The following is a 12188-nucleotide window of genomic DNA, read 5'->3' as shown; positions in this document are numbered from 1 at the left end:
ACGCACTGGCCAGGCCGATGAACACCCCGCAGGCCGAGGAAGTCCCGACTGCGCGCACCGGCGGCACGTCGAGCCAGGTGAGCAACGGTACCGTCATGCTGCCGCCGCCAATACCGACGAAAGCCGAAACGCTATCGGACTTTCATCCACAAGGCGAGATTTCCCAGGGCATGACGCACCTGGCCGTCCGCTTATGCCTGTCGGGCCACTCCATGTCAGCAAGTGCCGGGCTTTGGCTTCCCGGGCCGTTTCACCCCAGCGTGTCGCCCGGTATCCACTCTCTGTTCGTCAGGTCAGCGTTTCACTTCTGGCCTCCTTCGCACGCACAGTCCACGACGCACTTGCCTTCCACCAACGCCTCCCCTTGGCAGATGAGTAGAGGACTTGCACCACCCAGCACGCACAAGAAAAACCCGCGCCCGGCGCGGGTTTTTGGTATCCGAACGACCGGAACCCAAGTTTCCCCCGGCTTCCGCCTGGGCGCGGAAGCCGGGTGGGAGAACGACGATCAGATCATCGGCATCGGCATCGGCGGCATCGCCGCCGGGGCTTTCTTCGCCGCCGGTTTTCTGGCGGGCTTCTTTGCCGCCGCCTTCTTCTCCACCGGCTTTTTGTCCACGGCCTTCTTCACGACCTTCTGCACCGGCTTCTTCGCCACGACCTTCTTCACCGCCTTCTGCACCGGCTTCTTCGCCACGGCCTTCTTCACGGCTTTCTGCACCGGCTTCTTCGCCACGGCCTTCTTGGCGGCGGGCTTCTTCGCCACCTGCTTCACCGCTTTCTTGACCACCTTCTTGGCCGCGGGCTTCTTGACGACAGCCTTTTTAGCCACGGGCTTCTTGACGGCAGCCTTCTTGGCGGCGGGCTTTTTGACCGCGGCCTTCTTCGCGACCTTCTTGACCGCTTTCTTCACCGTGGCCTTCTTGGCGGCCAGCTTCTTCGCCACCTGCTTGACCACTTTCTTGACTGCCTTCTTCGCCGCGGTCTTCGTGGCGGCAACCTTCTTCACCACTTTTTTCACCGTTTTCTTGGCAGCGGCTTTCTTGGGGGTGGCCTTCTTCGTCACCGCTTTCTTGGCGGCCGGTTTCTTCGCTACCTTTTTGACCGCCTTCTTGGCGGCCGGCTTCTTCGCAACTTTCTTCATGGCCATGATGTGGCTCCTCGTCATTGGACTTGTATAGCGGCCCAGGCTTCGCGCGCGGCGGGAGTCGGACCCGACGCGGACCGGCCTCGCGCAATGCGCGAGGCAACGGATGGGATGACGCGCGATACACGCGCGGATATGGAAAGACCCACTTCCAGTCGGGGAGCGGGTCTGCGCAATTCGAGCGAAATGGCCGGAAGGAAAGCCGAGCGATCCCCGCTCCGTTTCGGAGCGATGGCCGGGGCCGGGTATGCCGAGTGCCTGGAGTTCGCGCGTTGCTGGGACAATTCCGTTCAGCCGTGTCGTTTCGGCGAAACCTAATCACGGTTTTTTAGGCTGTCAACACGTCCCGCGCATTTTTTTCGCATGCGTACATCCACCACCGCCCGCCTGATGGCGCGAACACTTCCCGCCGCCACCGCAGACGCCATCACCGAGCTTACGCGGGCGCGTGGCATGGAATGAAAAAACAGCAAAAAAAGCCGGTTTTTCTTCAGCCGATCAACATTCGGGGAGGCACGCACGGCCTCTGCCGAAGAGGCGCGCCGATGAGCCGGCGACAAGCGGCATCGACCGATGGATGGCGAAAGATTTTTCCCGTCGGCATCGTTTTCATGTATCGCGGATGGCGATTTGCGCGAAATTTTTTCATCGGCGCGCGAAACCGCTTCGAGCGAACGCGAACGGCCGCCCGATGGCGGCCGTCGCGAACTCTCGATGACGATGACGATCAGTGATCGTCGTCCTCCATCACCGCCGCGTAATCATTGGCGGAGAGCAGCGCGTCGGCTTCGGCCGGGTCGCTCATTTCCACCGCGAACAGCCAGCCTTCGCCGAAGGCATCCTGGTTGATGGTCTCGGGCTTGTCGGCCAGCGCTTCGTTGATCTCGACCACCTTGCCACCGACCGGCGCGTAGACGTCCGAGGCGGCCTTGACCGACTCGACCACCGCCACGGCGTTGCCGGCCTCGACTTCGTCGCCCACCGCGGGCAGTTCGACGTAGACCAGATCGCCGAGCAGGCCCTGCGCATGGTCGGAGATGCCGACGACCGCGCGGTCGCCTTCGATGCGCACCCATTCGTGGGACTTGAGAAACTTCAGATCGCCGGGAATTTCGCTGCTCATGATGACTCCATAGATTGTGGAAGCGAGTGGAAAGCGGATAGGTGAATCGTAGCGAATCAGATGCCGTCTTGCGGCTTGCCCTCGCGCACGAACGGGAACTTGACCACGCGCACCGGCACTTCGCGGCCACGGATGTCCACACGCACTTCGCCCGGCTCGCCAGCCGGAACGCGGGCGAAGGCGATCGCCTTACCCAGGGTCGGCGAGAAGGTGCCGGAAAGAATCTCGCCCTCGCCGCCCGCGCTCATCACCTTCTGGCCATGGCGCAACACGCCCTTCTCGTCCATCACGATGCCGATCATCTGCCGTGGCGCGCCTTCCGCCTTCTGCCGCTCCAGCACGGCGCGGCCGTTGAAGTCACGGCCTTCGTCCAGCGCCACGGTCCAGCCAAGCGCGGCTTCGAAAGGCGAAACGGATTCGTCCATGTCCTGGCCGTAGAGGTTCATGCCGGCCTCCAGGCGCAAGGTGTCGCGCGCGCCCAGGCCCGCCGGCTTGACGCCCGCCTCGTGCAACGTATGCCAGAGCGCCACGGCATCGGCCGCCGACACGATCACTTCGAAACCGTCCTCGCCGGTGTAGCCGGTGCGGGCGAGGAAGACCGGCACACCGGCGGCGGTTTCGGTTTCCAGGGCGGCGAAGCGGGCCAGCTTGCGCGCGGCTTCGCGGTCGGACGCCTTCAGGAGAGCGATCACCTTCTCGCGCGCGTTCGGCCCCTGCACCGCGACCATGCCGAACTCGGGACGCGCCTTCACCTCGACATCGAACGCCTTGGCCTGCGCGGTGATCCACGCGATGTCCTTGTCCCGGGTGGCGGCATTGACCACCAGGCGGAACCAGTCCTCGCGCAAGTAGTAGACGATCAGGTCGTCGATCACCCCGCCTTCGTCGTTCAACATGCAGGTGTAGAGCGCCTTGCCCGGCTTGTGCAGCTTGTCCACCGAGTTGGCGACCAGCCGCTTCAGGAACGCTCTGGCGCGCGCGCCTTCGAGATCGACCACGGTCATGTGCGAAACATCGAACATGCCGGCATCGCGGCGCACCTGGTGGTGTTCGTCGATCTGCGAGCCGTAGTGGATCGGCATGTCCCAGCCACCGAAATCGACCATCTTCGCGCCCATTGCGCGGTGGGTGTCATTGAGAATGGTCTTCTGGGTCATGGCATGGCTCGCGATGGGAAAGCGCGATTATCGCAAACCGCCACGCCTCGGGCCGGCGCGACCAACCGCGTCATGTCGTCCACGGCCGTCGCTCTCGCCGAGCGTCCAGGCCCGATGTCGCCCGGCGGGCATCGGCGCCGCCGATCCGGCGTTCATCATCGATCGCGCGCCCGATGCACCCCCTCTGGCGCAGTCGTTGATCGCGCGCCACGGGCGCGGCGGCGGCACCCCGATCCGGTACTCGTATCGATCGTGCGCCAGCGGGGCGGTGACAGTGCTTCAGGCGGGTATCGGCGCCCCCTCGGCGCGCGCGATGCGGCAAGCGATCTCGCGCCCGATGGCCGACACCCGGGCCGAGGCGATGCGTGGACCCGGACGCGCGGGGCAGCCGGAATCGATTCGCAGGAGCGAGGCCATCCAGTCCTGCCCGCGCCAGCGCCGGCCGAGGCAGCGCATTAAATCCACGCAGCGCGAGCAAGTCGACAGGCGGGCTTCGTGGGCGATGCACGGCATGCCTTCGCGCAGGCGCTCCCAGCCGGTGTAATCGCTATCGGGCAGCAGGAACAGGCGCAGGCAGGTGCGTCCTTCCTGGTCGAGGAAACGCACGCTCTCGCGGATGCCGTCATCGTCGATGCAGCATTCCGCGCAGACCGCGCAAGCGCCGGCAAGCGCCCCCAGTTCGCTGCGTTTGGCGGCCGGGAACAAGCACAACAAGGGGCCGACCGCGGCCAGCGAATCTTTCGGCAAGGCCGAGACCGATACGCGTGGGAAACGACTCTGGAGGCATTTCATCGGGCTATCTCCGAAAGTGGCTAACGCGCGGCGCGCGCGCCGGCGGCGGGCGGCAGCGGCTTCACCCAACGCTGGAACTGCGCCTCGATCTCCGGCTCGGCCACCGGCTTTCCAGACCGCGCCTGTTCGGCCTGCTGGAACAGCGGCATGATCAACGCCATGCCGTCGATCTTCGTGGCAAGACGCAGGCCGCCGCTTTCCAGCGCCTGGCGCCAGCGCGCCCGCACCCGCGACCAGTACGGCGCGGTCGCCCGCCAATAGCGATAAGCCGGGCCGAAATCGATTTCGGCGGTCTTTCGATAATCGTTGAAGCCGAATTCGCGGGCGATGCTGCGCTCCTCGCCGCCATCGGCCCGGCGCACGGTCTTGGTGTTGTCCTGCTCGTGGGTCCAGCCGCCAGCGACGATCGTATGCCGGTTCTCCACGTGCATCGCGTTGTAGTCGCTGCGGCGGGTGTGCTCGCGGCGCGGCAAAGGCCGCCATACGCGGTCGGACACCCAGGTCGCCACGCCGTCACGGTGGCGCCAGCGGCCGGTGCCGCAATAGCGCGGGGCGTCGTTGACTTCATACACGCATTGGGTCCAGGCGCCCCGGGTGAGCGCGGCGGGGATCGCGCGCATCCGCCAGGTCTGGTCGGCGCTGAATTCGAAGCGTTTCGGCGCTTCGTATTCCCAATCCTGCCGCCAGTGCTTGGTGACGTGGCCGCTCTTCGCATCGACTAGCAGATGCTGAAGGACGATGCGCCGCGCGCTGTCCTCCACCACGATCACCACTTCGTCGCCGCCGCTACGCTGGGCCGGCGCGCGCGCGTAGCCGGGCGCGATCAGCACGGTTTCGTCGAAGGCGAAATCAACCTGGTATTCCCCCTGCATGGCGAGGATCGCGTCGCGATCGGCCCCGGCCGGCCCCTTGGGCGCTTCCGCGGCGGCGGTGCTGGCGAAAAACGCGACGCATAGCGCCGGCAGACAACGAAGGCTGGACATGGAGCGTCTCCGGTGGAGGTTCGAATCGAAGGAAACATCGCCGCGCCGCCAGCGCATCCCCGCCAAGACGGCAACCGGGCCGCCACCGGCTAAACCCGCACCCCGAAGGCGTATCGCGGCGCGGACGGGCCTCGCGGCAAACGAGGGCGCCGACCGCGACGGCGGCGGAGCCTCCCGAGCGGTACGAATACTGGCTGGCTTGCGTGCGGCGCGGCTGGCTACCTTGAACGTAAGGAATGCGGCGGCAGGCGTCCCGGCTACTTGGTCAGGATGAGCTTGTTGTTGCGCGTGTGGCGCAGGCGGTAGCACTCGCCCCCGTGACGAATCAGGATTTCCCGCTCGCCTCCCAGCAGCGCGCCGCTGCTGATTTCCTTGCGGATGCGGGGTGGTACGTCGCGCGGCGAGTCGAAACCGAACGCTCCGGACATCTCGCGTTCATGGGCAGCGGTCTGGTGGACGAGATCGAACATGGCGAAGCTCCGTATAAGGTTCGTCAATGAGAATAATTATCATTTTCTAACGATGCAAGGGGGGTGGATAGAATTGCCGGCAATCTCCTCCGGGGAGTAGCCCGCCGGCGCGTCGCGCCGGGGCGCGCGTCAACACACTTGGCCGGCAGGCCATGGCGCGCGAACGGCCTCGTACAGGCCGTGGGCAAGACCGAAGGCAGGCGGGACCACCCCAGGCCGGGCGACGTTCCGCGTGCTTTCGCGTCCACCATGTCGCCCGGCCCCGGAACCCAGAAGATGAGCGACTTTCCCTTCCATCCCCTGCTGGTCTCGGCCGGCGCCGTGGCGCTGGCCGAAATCGGCGACAAGACTCAATTGCTGGCGCTGCTGCTGGCCGCGCGCTTCCGCAAGCCCTGGCCGATCGTTGCCGGCATCCTGGTGGCCACCTTGCTCAACCACGCGCTGGCCGGCTGGCTCGGCACGCTGGCGGCCCAGTGGTTGACGCCGCAGATATTGCGCTGGGTGGTGGCGGCCAGTTTCATCGCCATCGCATTGTGGACGCTGAAACCCGACGAAATCGACGACGACGCCCGGCTGCCCGCGCGCGGCGCCTTCATCGCCACCAGTCTCGCTTTCTTCATCGCCGAGATCGGCGACAAGACGCAGGTGGCGACGGTGCTCCTGGCCGCCAAGTACCCGCCGCTATGGCAGGTGGTGGCCGGCACCACGGTGGGCATGCTGCTGGCCAACGTGCCGGTGGTGTGTCTAGGCAGCCGATTCGCCGCCCGGCTGCCGTTGAAAACCGCGCGCGTCACCGCCGCGCTGGTGTTTCTGGCGCTGGGGCTATGGGCGGCATTGCGCGGGATCGGATGAGGACGGTGGCACGGCAAATCGGCTAATCTGCCGCGCAGCATCAACGGGGTCGGATATGGAAGGGTTGTCGCGGATCGGGTTCGGCCTATTCGGGCTGGCGGTACTGGTGGGCGTGGCGTGGCTGTTTTCGAACAACCGCCGCGCGGTGGACTGGAAACTGGTATCGACCGGCATCGCCTTGCAGATCGGCTTCGCCGCGCTGGTGCTGCTGGTGCCGGGCGGGCGCGAGATGTTCGACTGGCTGGGCCGCGGTTTCGTCAAGCTGCTGGCCTTCGTCAACGCCGGGTCGAGCTTCATCTTCGGTTCGCTGATGGATATCGACAAGTTCGGTTTCATCTTTGCCTTCCAGGTGCTGCCGACCATCATCTTCTTCGCCGCCTTCATGGGCGTGCTCTACCACCTGGGCGTGATGCAGGCGATCGTCAAGGCGATGGCCTGGGCGATCACCAAGGTGATGCGGGTATCCGGCGCCGAGACCACCAGCGTGTGCGCCAGCGTGTTCATCGGCCAGACCGAGGCGCCGCTGACGGTGCGGCCTTACATCGCGCGGATGACCCACTCCGAGTTGCTGACGATGATGATCGGCGGCATGGCGCACATCGCCGGCGGCGTCCTGGCCGCCTACGTCGGCATGCTGGGCGGTGGCGACCCCGAGCAGCAGGCGTTCTACGCCAAGCACCTGCTCGCCGCCTCGATCATGGCCGCACCGGCCACGCTGGTGGTGGCCAAGCTGCTGATCCCCGAGACCGGCGAGCCGCTGACCCGCGGCACGGTGAAGATGGAAGTGGAGAAGACCACCGCCAACGTGATCGACGCCGCGGCCTCGGGCGCGGCCGACGGCCTCCGGCTGGCGCTCAACATCGGCGCGATGCTGCTTGCCTTCATCGCCCTCATCGCACTGGTCAATGCGCCCCTGACCTGGTTCGGCGAAGTGACCGGGCTCGCCGCCGCGATCGGCAAGCCGACCAACCTCCAGACCATTCTGGGAGCGGTGCTGGCGCCGCTGGCCTGGGTGATCGGCGTGCCGTGGGCGGATGCGACCACGGTCGGTTCGCTGATCGGGCAGAAGGTCGTGATCAACGAGTTCATCGCCTACACCGAGCTGGCGAAGATCACCAACGGCCAGATGCCGGGGGTGGCGTTGAGCCCGCAAGCCGCGCTGATCGCCACCTACGCGCTGTGCGGCTTCGCCAATTTCAGTTCGATCGCGATCCAGATCGGCGGTATCGGCGGCCTGGCGCCGGAGCGTCGCGGCGACCTGGCCCGCTTCGGTCTGCGCGCGGTGCTGGGCGGCTCGATCGCCACCTTCATGACCGCCACCATCGCCGGCGTACTGACCCATTTCGGCTGAGATGAGCGGCAAGGTCGTCGTCGTCGGTTCGTTCAACGTCGATCACGTCTGGCGTTGCGACGCCCTGCCCGCGCCGGGCGCGACGCTGGCCGGCCGCTACGCCTGCGGCCCCGGCGGCAAGGGCTTCAACCAGGCGATGGCGGCGCGCCGCGCCGGCGCCGATACCCGTTTCATCTGCGCGCTGGGCGATGACGACGGCGGACGCCTGGCGCGGCGGCTGGCCAAGGCGGACGGCATCGCGCTGGCGGCGATGGCCGCGCGGAACCCCACCGGCACCGCCGGCATCTTCGTCGATGCGGCGGGCCGCAATTCCATCGTGATCGGGCCGGGCGCCAACGCCGAACTTTCCCTGGCGCATGTCGAGGCCGAGCACGCCGCCATCGCCGCCGCCGACGTGCTGCTGGCGCAGTTGGAATCGCCGGCCGAAGCGATCGGGCTGGCGCTCGCCACCGCGCGCGGCGCAGGCCGCCGCACGGTGCTCAACCCCGCCCCCGCCAATGCCGGGACCGAACGCTCACTGCTGGCGCAGGCCGACATCCTCACGCCCAACGAAACCGAGTTCGCCGCGCTCATCGCCCGCCATACCGCGCTGGCGATTCCCGCCCAGGCCGTCGCCAGCGCCGCCGACGATGCGCTGCACCTGCTCTGCCGCACCCTGCACCCGGCCGGCAGCGTGGTGCTGACGCTGGGCGCGCTGGGCAGCTTCGTCTCCCACCCAGAAGGCGCTCTCCGCGGCGATAGCGTCACGCACTACCGCATCGCCGCGACACCGGCCAGAACCCTCGACACCACCGGCGCCGGCGATGCCTTCAACGGCGCGCTGTGCGCATCGATGGCGCTGCGGGCAGACGTCGGCTTTGCCCGTCACGTCGATGTCGCCAGCCGTTACGCCGCGCGCTCGACCGAGCGGACGGGCGCCGCGCTGTCGATGCCGTACCTGCCGGCCGGCTGAAACCCGCCGTCATACGCCGCACGCCCACGCCGGCAAGCCACGCGCCAGCGGCGCGGAGCCGGCAGTCACGCGCCGCCGCCTCGCCGGCAGATGCATATATGCCGCATTCATGCGAATAGTTATCATTTGTCGGATATTTTTCCGGGCTTACGAATGAAACTTCCCCGCCAGAACGCGCTCGCCGCCGCGTTCTCCCTGCTTTTCGCCCCGCATGCCGCCCTCGCCGAGGCCAGCGCCGCTCCGTCGCCTTCCGCCCATACGCTCGACCGCGTGGTGGTCTCGGCCAGCACCAGCCGCAGCCCCGACTCCGAAGCGGCGATACCCAACACCATCACCGTGATCGACCGCGAACAGCTCAAACAGCAACTGTCGCTCACCCAGGACCTCTCGCAGGTGCTGAGCAATCTGGTGCCTTCGTTTTCGCCCTCGCGGCAGAAAATGACCAATGGCGGCGAAACCCTGCGCGGCCGCAAGCCGTTGTATCTGGTCGACGGCATGCCGCAGTCCACGCCGCTGCGCGAAGGCGGCCGCGACGGCCACACCATCGACCTGGCGATGGTCGAGCGCATCGAGGTCATCCACGGCGCCAACGCCCTGCAAGGGCTGGGCGCTTCCGGCGGCATCATCAACATCATCACCAAGCGCGCGCCGAAGCGGGATGGCGAGTCCTTCCACGAACTGTCGCTGGGCCTCTCCAGCGCCTTGCGGCCGCGCGCGGACAGCGCCGGCTACCGCGGCGCGTATCTGTTCGGCACCCGGCAGGGCCGCTTCGATCTGGTCGGCGGCGTGTCGCGCGCCAGCGAGGGCCTGTATTACGACGGCAAGGGCCAGCCCATCGCCGTCAACAATACCCAGGGCGATCTGATGGATTCGACCAGCCTCGGGCTGTTTCTCAAGATGGGCTGGGAGATCGACGATGGCCGCCGCTTGCAGCTCAACGCCAACGATTACCGCCTGGAAGGCCGCAACCGCTACGTCAGCAGGAACGGCGATTTCCGGCGCGGCCTCCTGGCCACCTCGGTACGCGGCACGCCGCCGGGCCTGTCCGCGCGCAACCGCGCCACCTCCATCGCCCTCGACTACAGCGACGATGACGTATTCGGCGGCTATCTCCAGGCGCAACTGTTCGGTGTCGATTTCGCCGGCCGCTACGGCGGCAGCGCCTGGCCGAATTTCTGGAACGATGGCCGCGACTGGTACGACGAATCGGAAAACGTCTCGATCAAGCGCGGCGCCAAGCTCAGTTGGTCTCGCGGCCTGTTCGATGGCCGCGCGCGGCTGATGCTGGGCCTGGACTGGTCACGCGACGCAACCAAACAGCAACTGCTCAGGAGCCAGCTGAACTGGGTGCCGGAAACCCGTTACAGCTCGCTCGCCCCCTTCATCCAGGGCGAGTGGCGCCTGCGCGACAACCTGATGCTGACCGGCGGCCTGCGCCATGAACGCGGCGAGCTGGAGGTCAACGACTTCACCACCCTGCCCCGGTATAACGGCGGCCAGTTCGTGCGGGGCGGCATACGCAAGAGCCGCGAGACCATGCCGAACCTCGGCCTGGTATGGGAGACCACGCCCGAGCTGAAAGTCTACGCCTCCTACAGCGAGGGCTATACCGTGGCCGATATCGGCCGCGTGCTGCGCGCGATCGATACCCCCGGGCGGTCGGTGGGGACGCTGATCGACCTGACCCCGGTAATCGCCGACAACCGGGAAATCGGCATCGATTACGACGGCCAGCGCTGGAACGCGCACCTCGCGGCATACCAGTCCGAGTCCAAGCTGGGGTCGCGCCTGGCCTTCGATCCCGGCACGTTCTCCTACAACGTCGTGCGCGAGCGCACCAGGATCGCCGGCGTCGAGGGCAGTGTCGGCTTCCGTCTGAGCGAGCGGGCGCGGGTCGGCCTGTTGCTGGCGGCATCGCGCGGGCGCTACGACAGCGATGGCGACAACAAGGTGGACAGCGACCTGCCCGGCGTCAACATCAGCCCGAATCGCATCGGCGCCTATTGGGAGCGGCAGTGGCGCGAAGGCATCCGCACGCGCCTGCAAGCCAACCAGGCGGGCGGCCGCGGTTTCGACCGGCGGGGCGTCGAAGTGGCGCGCTTCGACGGCTACACCACGTTCGACGCCAATGCCCGGTTCGCATGGCTCGACGGCGAGCTGAGCGTGGGCATCGAGAACCTGCTCGACCGCCATTACGTCACCTACCATTCGCAGACCACGCCGCGCAACGACACCTACACGGCGGGCCGCGGACGCACGCTGACGATGAGCTGGAGCCGCCGATTCTGATGCCCCCGCGCCGGCTGCTTTCCCGGCTGCATCTCTGGAGCGGCCTCGGCGTCGGGCTGTTGTTCGGCCTGATCGGCCTCGCCGGGGCGGTCCTGGTGTTTCATGTGCCGCTACTGCGCATGCAGCACCCGCGACTGGCCGCGCACACGGCGCAAGCCGATGGCGGGGTGCTGGCCGCCCTCATGGCGCGCGAGTCGGCGCGCGGCTTGCGCGCCCTCGATCTGCCGCGCCCGGCGTTGCCGGTATGGCAGGGCCATTACCGGGACGGCAGCCGCCGCTACTTCGCGCCCGAGGACGGCGAACTGCTGCTCACCCGCACGCCGGACGACGACGCCCTGCTCTGGTTGCACGAATTCCACGTCGAGCTACTGGGCGGGGAAACCGGCGAGGCGGTGCTGGGCGTGGTCGGCTGCATCGGCCTGTCCATGCTGCTGATCGGCCTGTACCTGTGGTGGCCCAAGCCAGGCCGCATGCTCGCGCAGCTCAAGGTGCATGCCAATCCGCCGCCCCGCCGCTGGCTGAGCTGGCATCGCAGCCTCGGCGCCGTGCTGTCTCCGCTGATGCTGCTGGCAACGCTCACCGGCCTGGGCATGGTCTATCAGGATGCCTATTCCAAAGCACTGACCGGCATCTTCGGCGGCGAGCCGCTGCCCGCGCCCACGTCCGGCCGCGTCTCGGACGCCGCACCGGATTGGCCACGCATCCTCGCGCTTGCCGCCAGTACGTTGCCGGATGCGCGAATCCGCCGGGTCAACACGCCGACACCCGGCCAGGACCAAGTGACCGTGCGCCTCCAGGCCGAGGGCGAATGGCACCCCAACGGCCGCAGCATGGTGGTCAGCGACCGCGGCGGGCATCTGTTGCGGCTGCGCCGGGATGCGCGAACGCTGGCGCCCGGGCACCGCATCGCCATGGCCCTCTACCCGCTGCACATCGGCGCGGTCGGCGGCCCCGCGCCGCGCTGGGCGACCGCCCTGGCCGGCATCGTCCCGATGTTCCTGTTCGTCACCGGGCTGCTGTTCTGGCTGCGACGGCGCGGGCACCGCCACCGAGCGGCCTGAGCCACCGCGCA

At 67.3% G+C, this 12188-nt stretch carries 12 protein-coding genes and 1 pseudogene; 7 read left to right on the top strand and 6 right to left on the bottom strand.

Translation table 11 applies throughout. From position 1 onward, the window contains the following. Window positions 1–97, bottom strand: a pseudogene (locus EBB59_RS08980) (sulfite exporter TauE/SafE family protein); the annotation flags it as partial. On the opposite strand from EBB59_RS08980, the gene EBB59_RS14015 reads away from it, so the two are divergent. Together EBB59_RS14015 and EBB59_RS13465 are read left to right on the top strand one after the other, a co-directional pair. Further along, window positions 96–1181: a hypothetical protein gene (locus EBB59_RS14015; protein ID WP_170156554.1), complete on the top strand. Its 1086-nt coding sequence runs from the start codon at window positions 96–98 to the stop codon at window positions 1179–1181. The pseudogene EBB59_RS08980 and the gene EBB59_RS14015 overlap by 2 nt on opposite strands. A 424-nt stretch (window positions 1182–1605) precedes the next feature. After that, the gene (locus tag EBB59_RS13465; RefSeq protein ID WP_147455546.1) at window positions 1606–1881 is read left to right on the top strand and encodes a hypothetical protein; all 276 of its coding nucleotides are present in this window, start codon (window positions 1606–1608) and stop codon (window positions 1879–1881) included. Here EBB59_RS13465 and gcvH read toward each other — a convergent pair. From gcvH to hemP, 5 genes are all read right to left on the bottom strand, one after another. Continuing rightward, the gene (gene gcvH / locus EBB59_RS08970; RefSeq protein ID WP_122101814.1) at window positions 1875–2270 is read right to left on the bottom strand and encodes a glycine cleavage system protein GcvH; all 396 of its coding nucleotides are present in this window, start codon (window positions 2268–2270) and stop codon (window positions 1875–1877) included. The two genes, EBB59_RS13465 and gcvH, sit on opposite strands and share 7 nt — an antisense overlap. Window positions 2271–2326: 56 nt before the next feature. Then, entirely contained in the window at window positions 2327–3427 is a 1101-nt protein-coding gene (gene gcvT / locus EBB59_RS08965; RefSeq protein WP_122101813.1) for a glycine cleavage system aminomethyltransferase GcvT, read from the bottom strand. 279 nt (window positions 3428–3706) lie between these two features. Beyond that, a complete protein-coding gene (locus tag EBB59_RS08960; RefSeq protein WP_147455545.1) occupies window positions 3707–4219 on the bottom strand; it encodes a Hemin transport protein in 513 nt (170 codons plus the stop codon). Between the two features lie 20 nt (window positions 4220–4239). Next, window positions 4240–5202, bottom strand: a complete 963-nt coding sequence (locus EBB59_RS08955; RefSeq protein ID WP_122101811.1) for a DUF6607 family protein — start codon at window positions 5200–5202, stop codon at window positions 4240–4242. 257 nt (window positions 5203–5459) lie between these two features. Further along, a complete protein-coding gene (gene hemP, locus EBB59_RS08950) occupies window positions 5460–5630 on the bottom strand; it encodes a hemin uptake protein HemP (protein WP_122101826.1) in 171 nt (56 codons plus the stop codon). Between the two features lie 318 nt (window positions 5631–5948). Between hemP and EBB59_RS08945 the strand changes: the two genes are divergently transcribed. The 5 genes from EBB59_RS08945 to EBB59_RS08925 all read left to right on the top strand — a co-directional run bounded on the left by EBB59_RS08945 (window position 5949) and on the right by EBB59_RS08925 (window position 12177). After that, window positions 5949–6524 carry a TMEM165/GDT1 family protein gene (locus EBB59_RS08945; RefSeq protein ID WP_122101810.1) on the top strand — a complete coding sequence of 192 codons (576 nt, stop codon included), beginning with the start codon at window positions 5949–5951 and terminating at the stop codon, window positions 6522–6524. Window positions 6525–6579: 55 nt separating this feature from the next. Further along, entirely contained in the window at window positions 6580–7875 is a 1296-nt protein-coding gene (locus EBB59_RS08940; protein ID WP_122101809.1) for a NupC/NupG family nucleoside CNT transporter, read from the top strand. Window position 7876: 1 nt separating this feature from the next. Next, on the top strand, window positions 7877–8827 hold the full coding sequence (locus tag EBB59_RS08935) for a ribokinase (RefSeq protein WP_122101808.1): 951 nt from the start codon (window positions 7877–7879) through the stop codon (window positions 8825–8827). Window positions 8828–8980: 153 nt separating this feature from the next. Next, window positions 8981–11116: a TonB-dependent receptor domain-containing protein gene (locus EBB59_RS08930; protein WP_158601759.1), complete on the top strand. Its 2136-nt coding sequence runs from the start codon at window positions 8981–8983 to the stop codon at window positions 11114–11116. After that, window positions 11116–12177: a PepSY-associated TM helix domain-containing protein gene (locus tag EBB59_RS08925; RefSeq protein WP_122101806.1), complete on the top strand. Its 1062-nt coding sequence runs from the start codon at window positions 11116–11118 to the stop codon at window positions 12175–12177. Before EBB59_RS08930 ends, EBB59_RS08925 begins: the two co-directional genes overlap by 1 nt. Window positions 12178–12188 lie beyond the last annotated feature (11 nt).

The organism is Solilutibacter pythonis (assembly GCF_003697345.1).
Taxonomy (GTDB): Bacteria; Pseudomonadota; Gammaproteobacteria; order Xanthomonadales; family Xanthomonadaceae; genus Solilutibacter; species Solilutibacter pythonis.
Note: the sequence above shows the minus strand (reverse complement) of the source record. Positions and strands in the feature narration are given on the sequence as shown.

What these genes read in the sequence shown, in the direction of transcription:
- EBB59_RS14015 (WP_170156554.1), top strand. Translation starts at nt 96, where the DNA reads ATGCTGCCGCCGCCAATACCGACGAAAGCCGAAACGCTATCGGACTTT.
- EBB59_RS13465 (WP_147455546.1), top strand. Translation starts at nt 1,606, where the DNA reads ATGAAAAAACAGCAAAAAAAGCCGGTTTTTCTTCAGCCGATCAACATT.
- gcvH (WP_122101814.1), bottom strand. Translation starts at nt 2,270, where the DNA reads ATGAGCAGCGAAATTCCCGGCGATCTGAAGTTTCTCAAGTCCCACGAA.
- gcvT (WP_122101813.1), bottom strand. Translation starts at nt 3,427, where the DNA reads ATGACCCAGAAGACCATTCTCAATGACACCCACCGCGCAATGGGCGCG.
- EBB59_RS08960 (WP_147455545.1), bottom strand. Translation starts at nt 4,219, where the DNA reads ATGAAATGCCTCCAGAGTCGTTTCCCACGCGTATCGGTCTCGGCCTTG.
- EBB59_RS08955 (WP_122101811.1), bottom strand. Translation starts at nt 5,202, where the DNA reads ATGTCCAGCCTTCGTTGTCTGCCGGCGCTATGCGTCGCGTTTTTCGCC.
- hemP (WP_122101826.1), bottom strand. Translation starts at nt 5,630, where the DNA reads ATGTCCGGAGCGTTCGGTTTCGACTCGCCGCGCGACGTACCACCCCGC.
- EBB59_RS08945 (WP_122101810.1), top strand. Translation starts at nt 5,949, where the DNA reads ATGAGCGACTTTCCCTTCCATCCCCTGCTGGTCTCGGCCGGCGCCGTG.
- EBB59_RS08940 (WP_122101809.1), top strand. Translation starts at nt 6,580, where the DNA reads ATGGAAGGGTTGTCGCGGATCGGGTTCGGCCTATTCGGGCTGGCGGTA.
- EBB59_RS08935 (WP_122101808.1), top strand. Translation starts at nt 7,877, where the DNA reads ATGAGCGGCAAGGTCGTCGTCGTCGGTTCGTTCAACGTCGATCACGTC.
- EBB59_RS08930 (WP_158601759.1), top strand. Translation starts at nt 8,981, where the DNA reads ATGAAACTTCCCCGCCAGAACGCGCTCGCCGCCGCGTTCTCCCTGCTT.
- EBB59_RS08925 (WP_122101806.1), top strand. Translation starts at nt 11,116, where the DNA reads ATGCCCCCGCGCCGGCTGCTTTCCCGGCTGCATCTCTGGAGCGGCCTC.